The organism is Bradyrhizobium sp. B117 (genome assembly GCF_038969555.1).
In the GTDB taxonomy this organism is placed as follows: Bacteria; Pseudomonadota; Alphaproteobacteria; order Rhizobiales; family Xanthobacteraceae; genus Bradyrhizobium.
In genome coordinates this window covers 9157437-9176713 of sequence record NZ_CP152414.1, presented here as the reverse complement: position 1 = coordinate 9176713, position 19277 = coordinate 9157437, and the positions used below count along the sequence as shown (strand labels likewise).

At 64.3% G+C, this 19277-nt stretch carries 15 protein-coding genes; 7 read left to right on the top strand and 8 right to left on the bottom strand.

Annotated elements, in window-relative coordinates:
- Positions 1 to 134: 134 nt before the first annotated feature.
- From AAFG16_RS43610 to AAFG16_RS43575, 8 genes are all read right to left on the bottom strand, one after another.
- Positions 135 to 1364: an ABC transporter substrate-binding protein gene (locus tag AAFG16_RS43610; protein ID WP_283082331.1), complete on the bottom strand. Its 1230-nt coding sequence runs from the start codon at positions 1362 to 1364 to the stop codon at positions 135 to 137.
- Positions 1365 to 1606: 242 nt separating this feature from the next.
- The gene (locus AAFG16_RS43605; protein WP_342735191.1) at positions 1607 to 2833 is read right to left on the bottom strand and encodes an ABC transporter substrate-binding protein; all 1227 of its coding nucleotides are present in this window, start codon (positions 2831 to 2833) and stop codon (positions 1607 to 1609) included.
- A 116-nt stretch (positions 2834 to 2949) separates the two neighbouring features.
- On the bottom strand, positions 2950 to 4185 hold the full coding sequence (locus tag AAFG16_RS43600; protein WP_283082329.1) for an ABC transporter substrate-binding protein: 1236 nt from the start codon (positions 4183 to 4185) through the stop codon (positions 2950 to 2952).
- 31 nt (positions 4186 to 4216) lie between these two features.
- Positions 4217 to 5236 carry a branched-chain amino acid ABC transporter permease gene (locus AAFG16_RS43595; RefSeq protein ID WP_283082328.1) on the bottom strand — a complete coding sequence of 340 codons (1020 nt, stop codon included), beginning with the start codon at positions 5234 to 5236 and terminating at the stop codon, positions 4217 to 4219.
- A gap of 2 nt (positions 5237 to 5238) precedes the next feature.
- Positions 5239 to 6117 carry a branched-chain amino acid ABC transporter permease gene (locus tag AAFG16_RS43590; RefSeq protein ID WP_283082327.1) on the bottom strand — a complete coding sequence of 293 codons (879 nt, stop codon included), beginning with the start codon at positions 6115 to 6117 and terminating at the stop codon, positions 5239 to 5241.
- A gap of 219 nt (positions 6118 to 6336) precedes the next feature.
- Positions 6337 to 7050, bottom strand: coding sequence for an ABC transporter ATP-binding protein (locus AAFG16_RS43585; protein ID WP_008135694.1), 714 nt, complete (start codon positions 7048 to 7050; stop codon positions 6337 to 6339).
- Positions 7047 to 7844: an ABC transporter ATP-binding protein gene (locus AAFG16_RS43580; RefSeq protein ID WP_283082326.1), complete on the bottom strand. Its 798-nt coding sequence runs from the start codon at positions 7842 to 7844 to the stop codon at positions 7047 to 7049. The genes AAFG16_RS43585 and AAFG16_RS43580 overlap by 4 nt, the downstream gene beginning before the upstream one ends.
- A 66-nt stretch (positions 7845 to 7910) precedes the next feature.
- Positions 7911 to 8777 carry an IclR family transcriptional regulator gene (locus AAFG16_RS43575; RefSeq protein ID WP_283087102.1) on the bottom strand — a complete coding sequence of 289 codons (867 nt, stop codon included), beginning with the start codon at positions 8775 to 8777 and terminating at the stop codon, positions 7911 to 7913.
- A 129-nt stretch (positions 8778 to 8906) separates the two neighbouring features.
- Here AAFG16_RS43575 and AAFG16_RS43570 point away from each other — a divergent pair, with 129 nt between their 5' ends.
- The 7 genes from AAFG16_RS43570 to glpK all read left to right on the top strand — a co-directional run bounded on the left by AAFG16_RS43570 (position 8907) and on the right by glpK (position 19184).
- Positions 8907 to 11003 (top strand): 3-hydroxyacyl-CoA dehydrogenase NAD-binding domain-containing protein, encoded by a 2097-nt coding sequence (locus AAFG16_RS43570; RefSeq protein ID WP_342735187.1) that lies wholly within the window; start codon positions 8907 to 8909, stop codon positions 11001 to 11003.
- Between the two features lie 125 nt (positions 11004 to 11128).
- Positions 11129 to 12811, top strand: a complete 1683-nt coding sequence (gene pimA, locus AAFG16_RS43565) for a dicarboxylate--CoA ligase PimA (protein WP_342735185.1) — start codon at positions 11129 to 11131, stop codon at positions 12809 to 12811.
- A complete protein-coding gene (locus AAFG16_RS43560; RefSeq protein ID WP_342735183.1) occupies positions 12808 to 13995 on the top strand; it encodes an acetyl-CoA C-acyltransferase in 1188 nt (395 codons plus the stop codon). Before pimA ends, AAFG16_RS43560 begins: the two co-directional genes overlap by 4 nt.
- A 16-nt stretch (positions 13996 to 14011) precedes the next feature.
- On the top strand, positions 14012 to 15202 hold the full coding sequence (pimC, locus tag AAFG16_RS43555; RefSeq protein WP_283082322.1) for a pimeloyl-CoA dehydrogenase large subunit: 1191 nt from the start codon (positions 14012 to 14014) through the stop codon (positions 15200 to 15202).
- A gap of 133 nt (positions 15203 to 15335) precedes the next feature.
- Positions 15336 to 16478, top strand: a complete 1143-nt coding sequence (gene pimD, locus AAFG16_RS43550; RefSeq protein WP_342735180.1) for a pimeloyl-CoA dehydrogenase small subunit — start codon at positions 15336 to 15338, stop codon at positions 16476 to 16478.
- 157 nt (positions 16479 to 16635) lie between these two features.
- A complete protein-coding gene (locus AAFG16_RS43545) occupies positions 16636 to 17409 on the top strand; it encodes an SDR family oxidoreductase (RefSeq protein WP_342735178.1) in 774 nt (257 codons plus the stop codon).
- A gap of 269 nt (positions 17410 to 17678) precedes the next feature.
- Positions 17679 to 19184, top strand: coding sequence for a glycerol kinase GlpK (gene glpK, locus AAFG16_RS43540; RefSeq protein ID WP_342735176.1), 1506 nt, complete (start codon positions 17679 to 17681; stop codon positions 19182 to 19184).
- The last annotated feature ends 93 nt before the right edge of the window (positions 19185 to 19277 follow it).

Sequence of the window (19277 nt, the reverse complement as noted above, 5' to 3'; positions counted from 1 at the left end):
CAGGGGGCTTGAAGCGTCGCGGGCGTCGTCCGGCTAAAGCATGATCCGGAAAAGTGCGAAGCGGTTTTCCGGAAAGATCATGCGTAAACAACAACCTAAAGCGCGATGACGATTCATCCTGATCTCATCGCGCTTTAGCCGCCGACGTCGGCGCTGATCACATCGCCGAACAGTTCCCAGCGCTCGCCCTTGAACTTCTCGAGCCGGAGCTGGCTGATCGGCGCAAAGTCGGTCGCGGAGGTGTTGATCTGGATGCCCGGCAGCAGCGCCTCGGTGCGGAAGTCCTTCAGGCTGGCGGCCTGCTTCATGATATTCTCGCGGGTGAGATTGTCACCGCATTGCTTCAGCACCTGGACCAGCGTCTGCGCCACGGCGTAGCCGACGATGGTGCCCTTGTCGAGCTTGTCGCCTTCGGGGAAGTATTTGGTCATGAAGGCGAGGAATTCCTTCATGCCGGGATCGTTGTTCCACTCCGGATCCGACACGTCCTTGAGATAATCGGCCGAGATGATGTCCTGGCCGTTCTCGAAACCGGCGGGCTTCATCACGCTGCCGACCGAGGCCGAGACGTTGTTGAGGAAGTGCAGCGGCTTCCAGCCGATCTCGGCGTTCTTCTTGATCGCCTGGGCCGCGAATTTCGGCGTCGTGATGTTCATGAACACGTCGGCGCCGGTCGATTTCAGCTTGACGATGTGGTTGTCGATGGTCGGCTCGGAGGTCTCGTAGCTCTCCTCCATCACGATCATCGAGGCCGCTTTCGAGCCGAGGCCGTCCTTCAGGCCTTTGAGGTAGTCCTTGCCGTAATCGTCGTTCTGGTAGAGCACGGCGATCTTGGCGTCCGGCTTGTTCTTGAGCAGCCACTTCGCGTAGATCTGCGTCTCGCTCTGGTAGTTGGGCTGCCAGCCCATGGTCCACGGGAAGTTCTGCGGATCGTTCCACTTGGTGGCGCCGGTGGCGACGAACAGCTGCGGCACCTTCTTCGAGTTCATGTATTTCTGGATCGCCGAATTCGGCGGCGTGCCGAGCGAGTTGAAGATGAAAAGCACCTCGTCGCTCTCGACCAGCTTGCGCGCCTGCTCCACCGTCTTCGGCGGCGAATAGGCGTCGTCGTAAGAGATGTAGTTGATCTTGCGACCGTTGATGCCGCCCTCGTCGTTGATCTTCTTGAAATAGGCGGTTTCGGTCCGCCCGATGATGCCGTAGGCGGAGGCCGGTCCGCTGTAGGGCATGATGTTGCCGATCTTGATCTCGGTGTCGGTGGCGCCGGTATCGTATTTCTTCTGGGCCGATGCAGTGGAGGTCGAGGCCGCAATGAGCGCGAGCGCCAGTGACGCGGCCGCAAGTTTGCCGGTAACAGCGGGCATTCCAATCTCCCTATTTTCTTGGTGTGTGTGCGCTTCCTTTTCTTGTCTTGCTTGTTTTTGGTGACGCGGCCGCAATTCAATACGATTTGGCAGGTGCCTTCAACAGAAAGCCCCCGCAACGGCGTCGCGGGGGCTGCGTCTTTAGTAGTCAGTGGCGGCCGCGCGCCCGTGTGCGATTGCGAGACGGCGCAGCTGTCTGGAGTTGTTTAACAAGTCACGAGCGATCTAGAGTTGTCTGGACTTCAATGGCCGTGGTCGCTCGAGATGATGTCGCCGAACAGCTCCCATTTCTTGCCCTTGAAGCGCATCATCCGGAGCTGCTCGATCGGGGCGAAATTGTCCGGTGCGGTGTTGATCTTGATCCCCGGCAGCAAGGTGTCGGGCGCGAAATCCTTCAAGCTCGCCGCCTGCTTCATGACGTTCTCGCGGGTGAGATCGTCGCCGCACATCTGAAGCACCTTCACCATGGTCTGCGCCGCGGCATAGCCGAACACCACGCCGGCATCGAGCTTGTTGGCCTTGGGGTCGTACTGCGCGATGAAGTTATAGAACTTCTTCATGCCGTCATCGGAGTTCCATTGCGGGTCGGAGCCGTCCTTGGTGTAGGTCGCCGACAGGATGCCTTGCGAGATCTCGATGCCCGCCGGCTCGAGCACGCCGCCGACGGAAGCCGAGACGTTGGAGATGATGTGGACCGGATGCCAGTTGATCTCGGCCGCCTTCTTGATCGCCTGGGCCGCAAATTTCGGTGTGGTGATGCTGATGAAGACGTCGGCGTCCGAGGCCTTCAGCTTCACGACGTGCTCGTCGATCGCCGGCTCGGCGGTGTCGTAGCCGTCCTCCATCACGATCATCGACGCCTTCGCGCCGAGGCCGTCTTTCAAGCCCTTCAGATAGTCCTTGCCGAAATCGTCGTTCTGATAGAGCACGCCGATCTTGGCGTCCGGCTTCTCCTTCATGATGTATTTGGCGTAGATGCGCGCCTCGCTGGCGTAGCTCGGCTGCCAGCCCATGGTCCACGGATACTGCTTGGGATCGTTCCACTTCGAGGCGCCGCTCGCCACGAACAATTGCGGCACCTTCTTCTCGTTCATGTATTTGCGGATCGCGGTGTTGGTGGAGGTGCCGAGCGAGCCGAAGATCAGCAGCACCCCGTCGCTCTCGACCAGCTTGCGCGCCTGCTCCACCGTCTTCGGCGGCGAATAGGCGTCGTCATAGGAGATGAACTTGATCTTGCGGCCGTTGATGCCGCCCTCGGCATTGACCTTGTTGAAATAGGCTTCCTCGGCCTTGCCGATCGCGGCATAGGCGGAGGCCGGCCCGCTATAGGGCATGATGTTGCCTATTCTGATCTCGGTATCGGAAGCGCCGCTGTCGTATTTCTTTTGCGCCAGCACAGGGCCGGTCATCGCAATGCACAACGCGAGTGCGACCCACGGGGACGCAACCTGAAGACGAACGGCAGTCATTGTTCTCCTACCCGGGCTCGGATCGGCGCATTGAACAAGATTGGCGCCCGACGTCAACAAAAAGCCCCCGCGATCGTTCGCGGGGGCTTCTTGTTTCGGACTGTCGCGTCAGCTTGTCACTCGGAGGCGACGTCGCCGCTGATGATCTCGCCGAAGAGTTCCCATTTCTCGCCCTTGAAGCGCTGCATCTGGAGCTGCGCGATCGGGGCGAAGTCGGTGGCGCTGGTGTTGATCTTGACGCCGGGCAGTAGGGTGTCCGGTGCAAAATCCTTCAACGAGGCCGCCTGCTTCATCAGGTTGGCGCGGGTGAGATCGTCACCGCACATTTCCAGCACCTTGGCCAGCGTCGAGGCTGCGCCGTAGCCGTAGACCATGCCGGTGTCGGTCTTGTCGGCGCCGGGCATGTACTTGTCGACGAACTCGTTCCACTTCTTCATGCCGGGGTCGTTGTTCCACTGCGGGTCGGTGGAGTCCTTGGCATAGGCCGCCGACAGCACGTCCTGCGCGGCCTCGAAGCCCGCCGGCTTCATCACGCTGCCGACCGAGATCGACACGTTGGTGAGGATCTGCAGCGGCTTCCAGCTGAGCTCGGCCGTCTTCTTGATGGTCTGCGCGGCGAATTTCGGCGTCGCATAGATCAGCAGCACGTCGGGATTGGCGGCCTTGATCTTGACGATGTGGCCGTCGATCGACGGCTCGGACACCTCATAGCTCTCCTCCAGGATGATCATGGACGAGGCCTTGGCGCCGAGGCCATCCTTGGTGCCCTTGAGGTAGTCTTTGCCGAAATCATCGTTCTGATAGAGGATCGCGACCTTGGCGTTCGGCTTCTCCTTCATCAGCCACTTCGCGTAGATCTGCGCTTCGCTCTGGTACGAGGGCTGCCAGCCCATGGTCCAGGGGAAGTTCTTCGGGTCGTTCCACTTGGTGGCGCCGGTGGCGACGAACAGCTGCGGGATCTTCTTGGCGTTGAGGTATTTCTGGATCGCGGTGTTCGAGGGTGTACCGAGCGGGTTGAACACGGCCAGCACCTCGTCGCTCTCGACCAGCTTGCGGACCTGCTCGACCGCCTTCGGCGGCGAATAGGCGTCGTCATAGGTGACGAAATTGACCTTGCGGCCGTTGATGCCGCCCTTGTCGTTGATCATCTTGAAATAGGCTTCTTCGGTCTTGCCGATGATGCCGTAGGCCGACGCCGGCCCGCTATACGGCATGATGTTGCCGATCTTGACCTCGGTATCGGAAGCGCCGGTGTCGTATTTCTTTTGCGCGAGTGCCGCGCCGGAGGTGACAGTGAAGGCCGCCGTTGCCGTGACCAGCGCGGCGGCTCGGAGTGTTCTTTCAAAAAGCAATTCGGGTCTCCTTGGTTTAACGAACGGGTCTTCAGGTCTTCCTGAGCTTGCCGGCGAGCTGCTGGCCTAGGATCGCGACCTGCCTTGCGCCGTGCGGCACGAGGTAGATGACGAGGAAGAGGAGCACGCCGAACACGGCGCCGGAGAGGCCCTTGGAGATGCCCTCCGCGATGTTCGGCACGAAGATGATGAAGGCGGCGCCGACGATCGAGCCGGGCAGCCAGCCGACCCCGCCGACCACCATGCCGAGGAACAGCGAGATCGCGAGCGTGATGGTGTAGCTGTCGGGCGCGACGAACTGCACGGCGATGGCGCCGAGCGAGCCGGCGATGCCGGTGATGGCGGCGGAGACGCCGAACGCCAGCGTCTTGTAGAGCGCGACGTCGACGCCCATGGCGGAGGCCGCGATCTCGTTGTCGCGGATCGCCATGAAGGCGCGGCCCGAGCGCGAGCGCAACAGGTTCACCGCGAAGATGTAGATCGCGATCGTCACGACGAGCGTGAAGTAGTACAGCCACATGTCCTGCGACATCGGCAGGCCGAACGGCGCGTCGGGCTTGGTGACGACGAGGCCCTGCACGCCGCCGGTCCAGTGCTCGAGGAAGTTCAGCTTGAGCAGCTGCGGCATCGCGGTCGCGAGCGCGAAGGTCGCGAGCGCGAGGTAAACGCCGCTGAGCCGCAGCGCCGGCTGTCCGAACAGGAAGCCGAAGCCGAAGCAGACCACGCCGGCAACCGGCAGCGTCAGCGCATAATTGACGTTGAAGTGCTCCATCAGCACCGCGGTCGTGTAGGCGCCGACGGCGTAGAACGCGCTCTGGCCGAGCGAGAACTGGCCGCTTCCGCCGGTCAGGATGTTGAGCGCCAGCACCGCGAGCCCGTAGATCAGGAGCATCGTCATCTGGAAGATGATGAAGTTCTTGACGAAGACGGGTGCGATGATCAGCGCCGCCAGCACCACCAGCGAGGTGCCGGTGCCCAGCGTCATGGCGCGCTTCGGAACGGCCTCAACCGCCTGGTGGCCTTCTGCAACGACTTCTTCTGCAGCGCTCATGATCAAACTCGCTTGACGATGTGCCGGCCGAACAGGCCAGCGGGTTTGACGACCAGGACGGAGATGATCAGCGCGAGCGCGATCGGGAGCTTCAGCTCGTTGCCGACGCCGGGGATGTAGGTGCCGGCGAGGTTCTCGAAGATGCCGACGAGGAAGCCGCCGACGACGGCGCCGAACGGGCTGGTGAGGCCGCCGAGCACCGCGGCGGCAAAGCCGTAGATCAGCACGCCGCCCATCATGTTGGGCTCGAGGAACACGACCGGAGCGATCAGCATGCCGGCGATCGAGCCGATCGCGGTCGCCATGCCCCAGCCGAGCGCGATCATCCAGGAGGTGTTGATGCCGACGAGGCGGGCCGATTCAGGCACCGAGGCCGCGGCGCGCATGGCAAGGCCGATCCTGGTGTACTGGAAGAAGAAGTAGAGGCCGAGCAGCAGCAGCACGGTGACGCCGATCATGCCGGCCTGGTGGGTCGAGATCAGCTGGCTGCCCAGGAACGGCGCGGAGCCGAACGGGGTCGGATACTGCTTGATGGTGAAGTCCCAGAGCAGACCGGCCGAGGAGTTGATGATCGCGTACAGCGCGATGAAGCCGGCGACGTTGGTCAGCACCGGCGCCTTCGCCAGCGGCTTGAACAGGATCCGCTCGATCGCGATGCCGGCGACGAAGGAGAAGGCCAGCGTGATCAGGAAGGCGGCCCAATAGGACACGCCCCACTGCATCAGCTGCCAGGAGATGAAGGTCGAGAACATCGCCATCTCGCCTTGCGCGAAGTTGAGATGGTCGATGGCCTGGTAGATCATGACCACGGCCAGCGCCATGCAGGCGTAGATCGCGCCGGTGGCAATGCCGGCCAGGACTTGGTTGGTGAAAAGCTCCATCGTGCCGGCTCCCTAAAACTTGCCAGATTGGGTTTGAGCTGTAACGGCGTCGAAGGTCCACCTCCCCCTTAGGGAGAGGTCGCGCCGAAGGCGCGGGTGAGGGGTTACGGTCTCACGGCGAGGCTGCGGCCCCTCACCCGGATTGCTTCGCAATCCGACCTCTCCCCGCCGGGGAGAGGTGTAACGAGCGCGCGGACAGATCGCTGCCATCATCGCTCCTCAGTAACCCAGATAGGATTTGCGGATTTCTTCGTTGTTCGCGATGTCCTTGGCGTTGCCCGACATCACGATGCGTCCGGTCTCGATCACATAGGCCTGGTCGGCGAGCTCGAGCGCGAGCTGGGCGTTCTGCTCGACCACCAGGATCGACACCTTGTCCTCGCGGTTGATCTTGCCGAGGATGCCGAACAGATCGCGCACGACGAGTGGCGCAAGGCCGAAGGACGGCTCGTCCAGCAGCATCAGGCGCGGCCGCAGCATCAGCGCGCGGGCGACCGCGAGCATCTGCTGCTCGCCGCCGGAGAGCGTGCCGGCCTGCTGGGTGTGGCGCTGCTTCAGCACCGGGAAATGCGCATACATGCGCTCGATGTCGGAGACGATGCCGGCGCTGTCCTTGCGGGTGATGGCCCCGAGCTGGAGGTTCTCCTCCACCGTCATGGTGGTGAAGGTGCCGCGGCCCTGCGGCACGTGGGCGATGCCGAAGCGCACGATGCTCTCGGTGGAGCGGTTGTTGAGCGGCTTGCCGTCGAACTCGATGCCGCCGGTGGATCGCACCATGTTGCAGATCGCGCGCAGCGTGGTGGTCTTGCCGGCGCCGTTGGCACCGAGCAGCGTCGTCAGCGAGCCCTCGTTGAGCGAGAAGGACAGGCCATGGAGCGCCTGGACCTGGCCGTAATAGGCGCGCAGGTCCTTGACGTTGAGCAGTGTCGTCATTGGTCCTTGCTCCCGAGATAGGCCTTGATGACGTCGGGGTCCGCCTGCACCTGGCTAGGGGTGCCTTCCGCGAGCTTCTTGCCGAAATTGAGCGCGACGACATGGTCGGCGATCGACATCACGAGGCCCATGTGGTGCTCGACCAGCAGCACGGTCATGTGGCGTTCGTCGCGGATGCGGCGGATGAGGTCGCCGAGCACATAGACTTCCTCGTGGTTGAGGCCGCCGGCGGGCTCGTCGAGCAGCAGGATCTTCGGATCGGCCGCCAGCGCCCGCGCCAGCTCGACGCGCTTCTGCGTGCCGAACGGCAGGCCGGAGACGGTCGTGTGGGCGACGTCCTCGAGGTCGAGATAAGCGAGGATCTCGTGCACCTTCTTGTTGACGTCGCTCTCGCTGCGCCGGACCCAGGCGAGCCGAAGGGAGTCACTGATGATGTCGCTGGAGGTCTTCGAATGGGCGCCGACGCGGACGTTGTCCATCACCGAGAGGTTCGGAAACAGCGCCACGTTCTGAAAGGTGCGACCGATGCCGATCTCGGCGATGCGGTGCGGCGGGCGCGACAGGATGCTCACGCCTTCCATCAGGATGTCGCCGGACGACGGTTGATAAAGCCGCGAGAGACAGTTGAAGAGCGTGGTCTTGCCGGCGCCGTTGGGGCCGATCAAGCCGAGGATCTGGCCCTTGTGCATGTCGAAGGACACGCCATTGAGCGCGACGATGCCGCCGAACACGACGCTGACGTCGCGAACCGCGAGCAGGGGCGATGTTCCCTGCGCGAGCTGTGCCTGCGTCATCTCGTCTCGCCCACTTTGTTCAGCGGGCGAAGGGGCGATGCGAACCGCTCCCGGTGATGACAAAGGCTATCTGATCCCCTCGGCCACACGCGCAACTTTCCCTCCTGATTTCAGCTTTTTGCTGATTTCTTTTTTGGATTGCGGCATCAATCCCCCGAGTGCCGCTTCGATGTTCCTTACCATCGCCAGCAGACGCGGTCCAATGTCGTTGATCAAACGCTCTTCCGTGAAACGGAATGCGGGCGCGCCGCAGTTGAATGCGTAAGGTCCGGTTCCGTCGTTGAGCCTGAGCGCGACGCCGGCGGCACCGATGTCGTCGTGCCAGTCGCCGACCGAAATCGCGAAGCCGTATTTCGCGACGGTCTCGCCGGAGCGTTCCAATCCGTCGCGCATCTTGGGCCAGCGGCTGCCGTAATGTTCGCGCAGCATGCGGGACAATTCGGCGCGATCCTCGTCGTCGAGCGCCCAGAAATAGGCGCGGCCCATCGCGCTGGTTGCAATCGGCACGCGGGAGCCGACGTCAAGTTGAACGCCGACCGTCTCGCTGCCGCGACTCTGCCCGAAATAGATCATGCTGTGACGGTCGCGGCCGCCGACGGCCACGGCGCCGCCGGTCGCGCGCATCACTTCCTCGCGAAACGGCTCGGACAAATGCCGAACGCCGAGATTGGCGAGCGCGGCGTAGCCGAGCGACATCGCTGCAGGCGCGAGCTGGTACTTCTCGAAGCGGGGAACCGGCGTCAGATAGCCAAGCTTCGTCAACGTGTAGGTCAGGCGCGAAACCGTCGGCTTCGGCAGGTTGGTGCGGGCCGCAATCTCCTGATTGCCGAGCAGGCCGTCATTGGGTTGGAATGCGCGCAATACGTCCAGTCCGCGGGAAAGCGCGACGACGAAATTCCGATCGGTCGCGGTCTTCTTTGCTGTACGCTTCATCCCTGATCTGCTTCTTGCGCGGAGTCGTTGACAAGCCACGTGCTTCAAAATAACCCTGCCGTCAAGATGCGGAATTAAATTCCGCACCGCGAAATCGAACAAAAGTAAATCCCCACAAGGAGGGACACCGTGAGCGAAGTGGTCAAGCTTGAGCGTCATGATGAAGTCGGCATCGTCACGGTCGACAGCCCTCCGGTCAATGCGCTGAGTGCCGCAGTCCGCGGCGGCATTCTGGAGTGCATCAAGGCCGCTATCGCCGATCCCGCCATCAAGGGCATCGTGCTGACCTGCGCCGGCCGTACCTTCATTGCCGGTGCTGACATCACCGAATTCGGCAAGCCGCCGAAGCCGCCCGCGCTCAACGACGTGCTCGCCGAGATCGAGAATTCGCCGAAGCCCGTCGTTGCCGCGATCCATGGCACCGCGCTCGGCGGTGGCCTCGAAGTCGCGCTCGCCTGTCATTTCCGCGGTGCGGTGAAAGAAGCCAAGCTCGGCCTGCCCGAGGTGAAGCTCGGCCTCTTGCCGGGCGCCGGCGGAACCCAGCGCCTGCCGCGCGCGGTCGGGCCCGAGCTCGCGGTCAAGATGATCGTCGGTGGCGATCCGATCGGTGCCGCTGAAGCCCTGAAGAACGGCCTGATCGAGGAGATCATCGAAGGCCCAGCCTCCGGCGGCGAGGCCTTCGTCCGCAAGCTCATCGCCGAGAAGCGCCCGCTGCGCCGCCTGCGCGACGACGATTCCAAGATCGCGGCCGCCAAGGCCGACCGCTCCATCTTCACCAACGCGGTCGCCGCAATGACCAAGAAGTCGCGCGGCCTGGAAGCGCCGTTCGCGGCGGCCGACGCCGTCGGCTACGCCATCGACCTGCCGTTCGACGAAGGTCTGAAGAAGGAGCGCGAGGGCTTCCTGAAGCTCGTCGCCAGCGACCAGTCCAAGGCGCAGCGCTACGCCTTCTTCGCCGAGCGCGAGGCCAGCAAGGTCGCGGGCGTGCCCGAAGGCACCAAGGCGCGTCCCGTTAACCGTGTCGCCATTCTCGGCGCCGGCACCATGGGCGGCGGCATCGCGATGTCCTTTGCCAATGCCGGCGTGCCCGTCACGCTGATCGAGACCGGCGAGGAGCAGCTCAAGCGCGGCATGGGCATCATGCAGAAGAACTGGGAAGCGACCGCGGCGCGCGGCGGCATCCCGGCCGATGCGCCGGCCAAGCGCATGGCGCTGATCAACGGCGTCGTCGGCATCGAGAATGTCGGCGATGCCGACCTCGTCATCGAAGCCGTGTTCGAGACCATGGCGGTGAAGAAGGAAGTGTTCGGCAAGCTCGACCAATACGTCAAGCCGGGCGCGGTGCTGGCCTCCAACACCTCGTATCTGAACATTGACGAGATCGCGAAGTCGACCAAGCGTCCGCAGGACGTGCTCGGCATGCACTTCTTCTCGCCGGCAAACGTCATGAAGCTGTGCGAGATCGTGCGCGCGGACAAGACCGCGCCGGATGCCCTCGTGACGGCCGTTACGATTGCGCGTAAAATTGCAAAAGTGCCGGCCGTGGTCGGCGTCTGCGACGGCTTTGTCGGCAACCGCATGCTCGCCCAGCGCGGCAAGCAGTCGGAAAAGCTGCTGTTCGAAGGCGCGCTGCCGCAGCAGGTCGACGCCGTCGTCACAAAATTCGGCATGCCGATGGGACCGTTCGCGATGGGCGATCTCGCCGGTCTCGACATCGGTTGGCGCTCGCGGAAAGATCGCGGCATCAAGTCGGAGATCGCGGATGCGCTGTGCGAAGCCGGCCGCTTCGGCCAGAAGACCGGCAAGGGCTACTACAAGTACGAAGCCGGCTCCCGCGCGCCGCTGCCCGATCCTGATGTCGAGAAGCTGATCGACGAGACCTTGCTGCGTCTCGGCCGCAAGAAGCGCGTCGTCAGCGACGAGGAGATTTTGGAGCGCATGATGTACCCGATGATCAACGAGGGCGCGAAGATCCTCGAAGAGGGCATCGCGGCGCGTCCCTCCGACATCGACGTGGTCTGGCTCTACGGTTACGGCTGGCCGATCTATCGCGGTGGCCCGATGTTCTGGGCCGACAGCGTCGGCCTCAAGCACATCGCCGATCGCCTGTCGTTCTACGCCAAGGAGACCAACGACCCCAGCCTCGAGCCCGCGCCGCTGCTGAAGAGGCTCGCGGCCGAGGGCAAGACGTTTGCCTCGCTGGCCGCGGCGTCGAAGGCGGCTTGAGGGAGCTTTGTGCTCCAACTCTCAGTCATTCCGGGGCGCCCGCAGGGCGAACCCGGAATCTCGAAATTCCGGGTTCGATGCTTCGCATCGCCCCGGAATGACGGTTTGTGCGGTTTAAGGACTCCATGACCCATCCCGGCGAACAGTTTTATCCCGAGGGCGTGCACTGGGACGACACCATCGCCCAGGGCTCGCTGCCAGACCTGTTGTCGAAAGCCGCCGCCGATTACGGCCCGCGCACCGCGCTGGAGTTCCGGGAGCGCCCGATCACCTATACCGAGCTCGCCGCGATGGCTGAGCGCGCCGCTGCGGCGTTCCTGCGCGAAGGCATCGGCAAGAACGGCTCTGTCGCGCTGTTCCTCGGCAACACACCGGACCATCCCGTCAATTTCTTCGGCGCGCTCAAAGCCGGCGCCCGCGTCGCGCATCTCTCCCCGCTCGACGGCGAGATCGCGCTGACCCACAAGGTCTCCGACTCCGGCTCGCGCGTGCTCGTCACCTCGAACCTCCAAGCGTTGCTGCCGACCGCGCTGAAATTTTTGGAGAAGGGCCTGATCGATCGCCTCGTCGTCTGCGAGGACGACGATTGGGGCAAGGTCGGCACGCCGCAGGCGCCGATCCCCGGGGATCCCCGCATCGTCACCTTCAAGACCTTTGTCGAGGGCGCCACTGCACCTTCGCAATGGCCGCAAGTCACGGCCGACGACGTCGCGCTGCTGCAATATACTGGCGGCACCACCGGCCTGCCCAAGGGCGCCATGCTGACGCACGGCAACCTCACCTCGGCGGTGTCGATCTATGACGTCTGGGGCAAGCCGAACCGCGCCGCGCGCGCCGATGTGATCGAACGCGTCATCTGCGTGCTGCCGCTGTTCCACATCTACGCGCTCACCGTCGTGCTCTTGTCCTCGCTCAGCCGCGGCAATCTGATCTCGATCCATCAGCGTTTCGACGTCGAAGCCGTGATGCGCGACATCGAGGTCAAGCGCGCGACCTATTTTCCGGGCGTGCCGACGATGTGGATCGCGATCGCCGCGCTCCCTGATCTCGACAAGCGCGACTTCTCGTCGCTCGCCACCATCGGCTCCGGCGGTGCGCCGCTGCCGGTCGAGATCGCGAATTTCTTCGAGCGCAAGGTCGGCAAAAAGCTGCGCAGCGGCTGGGGCATGACCGAGACCTGCTCGCCCGGCACCGGCCATCCGCCTGTTGGTCCTGAGAAGCCCGGCTCGATCGGGCTGATGCTGCCCGGCATCGAGCTCGACGTCGTCGCGCTGGATGATCCGACACGCGTGCTGCCGCCCGGCGAAGTCGGCGAGATCCGCATCAAGGGCCCGAACGTCACGAAAGGCTACTGGAACAAGCCGGCGGGATCCGCGGAGGCCTTCATCGACGGCCGCTTCCTCACCGGCGACATCGGCTATGTCGACACCGACGGCTATTTCTTCCTGGTCGATCGCAAGAAGGACATGATCATCTCCGGCGGCTTCAACGTCTATCCGCAGATGATCGAGCAGGCGATCTACACCATTCCGGGCGTGCACGAGGTGATCGTGCTCGGCATTCCCGACCAGTATCGCGGCGAGGCCGCGAAAGCCTTCATCAAGCTGAAGCCGGACGCCAAGCCGTTCACGCTCGACGAACTGCGCGCGCAGCTCGCCGGCAAGGTCGGCAAGCACGAACTGCCGGCCGCGGTCGAGTTCGTCGCCGACCTGCCGCGCACGCCGGTCGGAAAATTGTCGCGCCACGAATTGCGCCAGCAGCAGAAACCACCGCAATCCACCCCACTTGCATCAGGAGGTCGCTCTTGACCGACGCCGTCATCGTTTCCACCGCCCGCACCCCGATCGGCAAGGCCTATCGCGGCATGCTCAACGCCACCGAGGGCGCAACGCTGCTCGGCCACGCCATCGGCGAAGCCGTCGCGCGCGCCAAGGTCGATCCGAAGGAGGTCGAGGACGTCGTGATGGGCGCAGCGCTCCAGCAGGGCGCGACCGGCGGCAACATCGCGCGCAAGGCGCTGCTCCGCGCCGGGCTTCCCGTCACCGTTGCCGGCACCACCATCGACCGCCAATGCGCCTCGGGCCTGCAGGCGATCGCGCTCGCCGCGCGCTCGGTGATCTTCGACGGCGTCGAGATCGCGGTCGGCGGCGGCGGCGAGTCGATCTCGCTCGTCCAGAACGACAAGATGAACGGCTTCCACGCCCAGGATCCGGCGCTGCTCAAGATCAAGGGCGAGGTCTACATGCCCATGATCGACACCGCCGAGGTCGTCGCCAAGCGCTACGGCATTTCGCGCGAACGCCAGGACGAATATTCGCTGGAGAGCCAGCGCCGCACCGCCGCCGCGCAGCAGGGGGGGAAGTTCAAGGACGAGCTCGCGCCGATCACGACGCAGATGGCGGTCACCGACAAGGCGACCGGCGCCGTGTCGATGAAGGAAGTCACGCTGTCGCAGGACGAAGGTCCGCGCCCAGAGACCACGATCGAGGGCCTCGCCGGCCTCAAGCCCGTGCGCGGCGACGGCTTCACCGTCACCGCCGGCAATGCCAGCCAGCTCTCCGACGGCGCCAGCGCCTCGGTGATCATGAGCGACAAGGAAGCCGCCAAGCGCGGCCTTGCGCCGCTCGGCATCTTCCGCGGCTTCGTCTCGGCCGGCTGCGAGCCGGACGAGATGGGCATCGGCCCGGTCTTCGCCGTGCCGCGCCTGCTCAAGCGCCACGGCCTCAGCGTCGACGACATCGGCCTTTGGGAGCTCAACGAAGCCTTCGCGGTGCAGGTGCTCTATTGCCGCGACAAGCTCGGCATCGACCCCGAGAAGATCAACGTCAATGGCGGCGCGATCTCGGTCGGCCATCCCTACGGCATGTCCGGCGCGCGCCTCACCGGCCACGCCCTGATCGAAGGCCGCCGCCGCAAGGCCAAGTATGCGGTCGTCACCATGTGCGTCGGCGGCGGCATGGGCGCGGCCGGCTTGTTCGAAGTGTTGCAGTAATTCACAGGAGGATCCGATGGATCTCGCATTCACGAAAGAAGAGCAGGCGTTTCGCGAGGAAGTGCGGTCGTTCTTCCGCGACAACGTGCCGCCGGATACGCGGCGCAAGCTGGTCGAGGGCCGCCACCTCACCAAGGACGAGATGGTGACGTGGTGGCGCATCCTCAACAAGAAGGGCTGGGGCGTCAGCCACTGGCCCAAGCAATATGGCGGGACCGGCTGGACCTCCGTGCAGCACTACATCTTCAACGAGGAGCTGCAGTCCTATCCGGCGCCGCAGCCGCTCGCCTTCGGCGTCAGCATGGTCGGCCCGGTCATCTACACCTTCGGCAACGAGGAGCAGAAGAAGCAGTACCTGCCGCGCATCGCCAACGTCGACGATTGGTGGTGTCAGGGCTTCTCCGAGCCGGGCTCCGGCTCCGACCTTGCTTCGCTCAAGACGAAGGCCGAGCGCCGTGGCGACAAGTGGATCATCAACGGCCAGAAGACCTGGACCACGCTCGCCCAGCACGCCGACATGATCTTCTGCCTCTGCCGTACCGACAACAATGCCAAGAAGCAGATGGGCATCTCCTTCATCGTGTTCTCGATGAAGTCGAAGGGCGTCACCGTGCGCCCGATCCAGACCATCGACGGCGGCGTCGAGGTCAATGAGGTCTTCTTCGACGACGTCGAAGTCCCGATCGAGAACCTGATCGGCGAGGAGAACAAAGGCTGGGACTACGCAAAATTCCTGCTCGGCAACGAGCGCACCGGCATCGCCCGCGTCGGCGTCTCCAAGGAGCGGCTGCGCCGCATCCGCGATCTCGCCGGCAAGGTCGAGTCGGGCGGCAAGCCGGTCATCCAGGACGCAGCCTTCCGCGAGAAGCTTGCGGCCTGCGAGATCGAGCTGAAGGCGCTCGAGCTGACGCAGCTGCGCGTCGTCGCCGACGAGGGCAAGCACGGCAAGGGGAAGCCCAATCCGGCCTCCTCGGTGCTGAAGATCAAGGGCTCCGAGATCCAGCAGACCACCACCGAGCTCTTGATGGAAGTGATCGGCCCGTTCGCGGCTCCTTACGACGTGCACGGCGACGACGGCTCCAACGAAGCCATGGACTGGACCGCCCAGATCGCGCCGAGCTACTTCAACAACCGCAAGGTCTCGATCTACGGCGGCTCCAACGAAATCCAGCGCAACATCATCGCCAAGGCAGTGCTGGGGCTTTGATTTCTGCCCGCCACCACGCACTCGCCGTCATGGCCGGGCTTGACCCGGCCATCCACGCCTAACGGCACGAAGAACGTGGATGCCCGGCACGAGGCCGGGCATGACGAAATCAGATACCGGGAGAGTAGATAAAATGGATTTTGACCTGAACGAGGAGCAGCGGCTTCTCAAGGAAAGCATCGACGGCCTGCTGACCGATTCCTACGATTTCGAGCAACGCAAGAAATACATGAAGGAGAAGGGCGGCTGGAGCCAGGCCGTCTGGGGCAAGCTCGCCGAGCAGGGCCTGCTCGGCCTGCCCTTCAGCGAGGCCGATGGCGGCTTCGGCGGCGGCGGTGTCGAGACCATGATCGTGATGGAAGCGCTCGGCAAGGCGCTGGTGCTCGAGCCGTATCTGGCAACGGTCGTGATCGGCGGCGGCTTCCTGCGTCATGCCGGCTCTGATGCGCAGAAGGCCGCGCACCTGCCGGGGATCATCGACGGCAGCAAGACGCTGGCTTTCGCCCAGCTCGAAAAGAACTCGCGCTACGATCTGTTCGATGTCACCACGACCGCGAAGAAGAAGGGCGACGGCTGGGTGATCGACGGCGAGAAATTCGTCGTGCTCAACGGCGAGAACGCCGACACGCTCATCGTCACCGCGCGCACCAAGGGCGACCGCCGCGACAAGGGCGGCGTCGGCGTGTTCCTGGTCCCGGCCAGTGCCAAGGGCGTCACCAAGAAGTCCTACCCGACCCAGGACGGCCTGCACGCCGCCGACATCACTTTTACGGGTGTCGAAGTCGGCAGCGACGCCGCGATCGGCAATCCCGAGGACTCGCTCGCTTTGATCGAGCGCGTCGTCGACGAAGCCCGTGTCGCGCTCTGCGCTGAGGCGGTCGGCCTGATGGACGAGTCGCTCAAGACCACCGTCGAGTACATCAAGACGCGCAAGCAGTTCGGCGTCGCGATTGGCTCGTTCCAGTCGCTGCAGCACCGCGCCTCCGACATGTTCGTCGCCACTGAGCAGGCGCGCTCGATGTCGATGTTTGCGACCATGGCGAACGATTTCGAGGACGCCAAGGAGCGCAGCAACGCGATCGCCGCGGCCAAGGTGCAGATCGGCAAGTCGCTGAAATTCGTCGGCCAGCAGGCGATCCAGCTCCACGGCGGCATCGGCATGACCATGGAGGCGAAGATCGGCCACTATTTCAAGCGCCTCACCATGATCGAGAACACCTTTGGCGACACCGACTACCACCAGCGCCGCGTCGCGGATGCGGGTGGGTTGGTCTGAGTTGATCTAGACCACACCAACACTGTCATCCCCCGCAAAGGCGGGGGATCCAGTACGCCGCGGCTTCTCGATTCCAGCCGAGCTGTCTCTGGAATACTGGATCGCCCGCCTTCGCGGGCGATGACACCGAACAAGCGGCATCAGCGGAGCAACAACAATGAAAAACACCCCGTTCGATCTCACCGGAAAAGTCGCCGTCGTCACCGGCTCCAGCCGCGGCATCGGCCGCTCCTCGGCCGAGCTGCTCGCCAAGCTCGGCGCCAAGGTCGTGGTCTCCTCCCGGAAAGCGGAAGCCTGCAAGGAAGTCGCCGACGGCATCAACGCATCAGGCGGTGACGCCATCGTCATCCCCTGCAACATCGCGCGCAAGAACGAGGTCGAGGCGCTGATCTCGGGCGCCACAAAACACTACGGCAAGATCGACATCCTCGTCTGCAACGCCGCGGTGAACCCTTATTACGGCCCGCTGCTCGACATCACCGACGAGGCCTTCGACAAGATCATGGGCTCGAACGTCAAGAGCAACATCTGGCTCTCCGCGCTCGCGATCCCGCAGATGGCCGAGCGCGGCAGCGGCTCCGTCGTCATCATCTCCTCGATCGGCGGCCTGCGCGGCTCCACCGTGATCGGCGCCTACGGCATCTCCAAGGCCGCCGACTTCGCGCTGTGCCGCTCGCTCGCCGGCGAATGGGGCCCGAAAGGCGTCCGCGTCAACTGCATCGCCCCCGGCCTCGTCAAGACCGATTTCGCCCGTGCCTTGTGGGAAGACGAAGCCATGCTCAAGCGCCGCACCGCCACCACGCCGCTCCGCCGCATCGGCGAACCCGACGAGATCGCCGGCGCCGTCGCCTACCTCGCCTCCGACGCCTCGAGCTTCATGACCGGCCAGACCATCGTCATCGACGGCGGCGTGACGACGGCGGCGGTGTAGCCTTCTTCCCTCTCCCCTTGTGGGAGAGGGTGGCTCGCCGCGAAGCGGCGAGACGGGTGAGGGGTCTGCTTCCGCGGGGTGATGCTCTCACATTTGTATGCGCTGAAGCAGACCCCTCATCCGGCGCGCTCCGCGCGCCACCTTCTCCCACAAGGGGAGAAGGGTAGGGCAGTCGCGCCCTGCATCCAACCTTGACCTTCCGCCTCCAATCCGCTCCCTTTGGCGCGACACAATGACCCCTCCAAGGGTAAACGCCAGGGTAAGCCGCCATGTCTTTCGTCCTTGCCATCGACCAGGGCACCACCTCTTCGCGCGCGATCGTGTTTCGCGGCGATATTTCCATTGCGGCGAAGGCGCAGGCCGAGTTTCCGCAGCATTTCCCGGCCTCGGGCTGGGTCGAGCACGAGCCGGAGGACATCTGGACCTCGACCGTGATCGTCTGCCGCGAGGCGATCGAGCAGGTCGGCATCAGCGCAAAGGACATCGCCGCGATCGGCATCACCAATCAGCGCGAGACCACCGTGGTGTGGGACCGCGCCACGGGCCAGGCCGTGCACCGCGCCATCGTCTGGCAGGACCGCCGCACCGCCGACATCTGCGCCAAGCTGAAGGCCGACGGTCGCGAGCCCGTGATCTCGCAGAAGACCGGCCTGATCATCGATCCCTATTTCTCCGGCACCAAGGTTGCCTGGATCCTCGACCACGTTCCCGGCGCGCGCGCCCGCGCCGCGCGCGGAGAATTGATGTTTGGCACCATCGACTGCTACCTGCTCTGGCGCCTCACCGGCGGCAAGGTGCACGCCACCGACGCCACCAACGCCTCGCGCACGCTGCTGTTCAACATCCACACCGGCCAGTGGGACGACGAGCTGCTGGAGATCATCGGCGTGCCGCGCTCGATGCTGCCCGAGGTGAAGGATTCCTCGGCCCGCTTCGGCGAGACCACGCCGGATCTGTTCGGCGGCGCCATCGCCATCTCCGGCATCGCCGGCGACCAGCAGGCCGCGACCATCGGCCAGGCCTGCTTCCGCCCGGGCATGATGAAATCCACTTACGGCACCGGCTGCTTTGCGCTGCTCAACACCGGCACCACGCCGGTCGTCTCCAACAACAAGCTGCTCACCACCGTCGCCTACCAGCTCGATGGCAAACGCACCTACGCGCTCGAAGGCTCGATCTTCGTCGCCGGCAGCGCGGTGCAGTGGCTGCGCGACGGCCTCGGCATCATCAAGCACGCCGCCGAGACCGGACCGCTCGCCGACCAGTCCGACTCCATGCAGAGCGTCTATCTCGTGCCGGCCTTCGTCGGCATGGGCGCGCCCTATTGGAATCCACGCGTGCGCGGCGCGCTGTTCGGCCTCACCCGCAACACCGGCCCCGCCGAGCTCGCCCATGCCGCGCTGGAGAGCGTTTGTTATCAGACCTTCGACCTCTGGGCTGCGATGCGCGCGGACTGGCCGAGCTCGGAAACCGCCAGCGTCGTGCTCCGCGTCGACGGCGGCATGACCGCCTCCGACTGGACCATGCAGCGCCTCGCCGATCTCCTGAATGCGCCGGTCGATCGCCCCGTAATCCAGGAGACCACGGCGCTGGGTGCCGCCTATCTCGCCGGCCTTCACGCTGGCGTCTATCCTGAGCCGACGAAGTTCGCCGACAATTGGCGCCTCGAGCACCGCTTCAAGCCGAACATGAGCGAGGCGACGCGCGAGCGCAAGCTCGCGGGCTGGGCGCGGGCAGTGAAGGGCGTGCTCGCGAGCGATGAGGGGGAGGGGTAGCGCTAGGGTGAACTTCGTAGCCCGGATGGAGCGAAGCGCAATCCGGGACTGCTGTCGCTTGTGGCACGACTCCCGGGTTACCCTTCGCTCCAT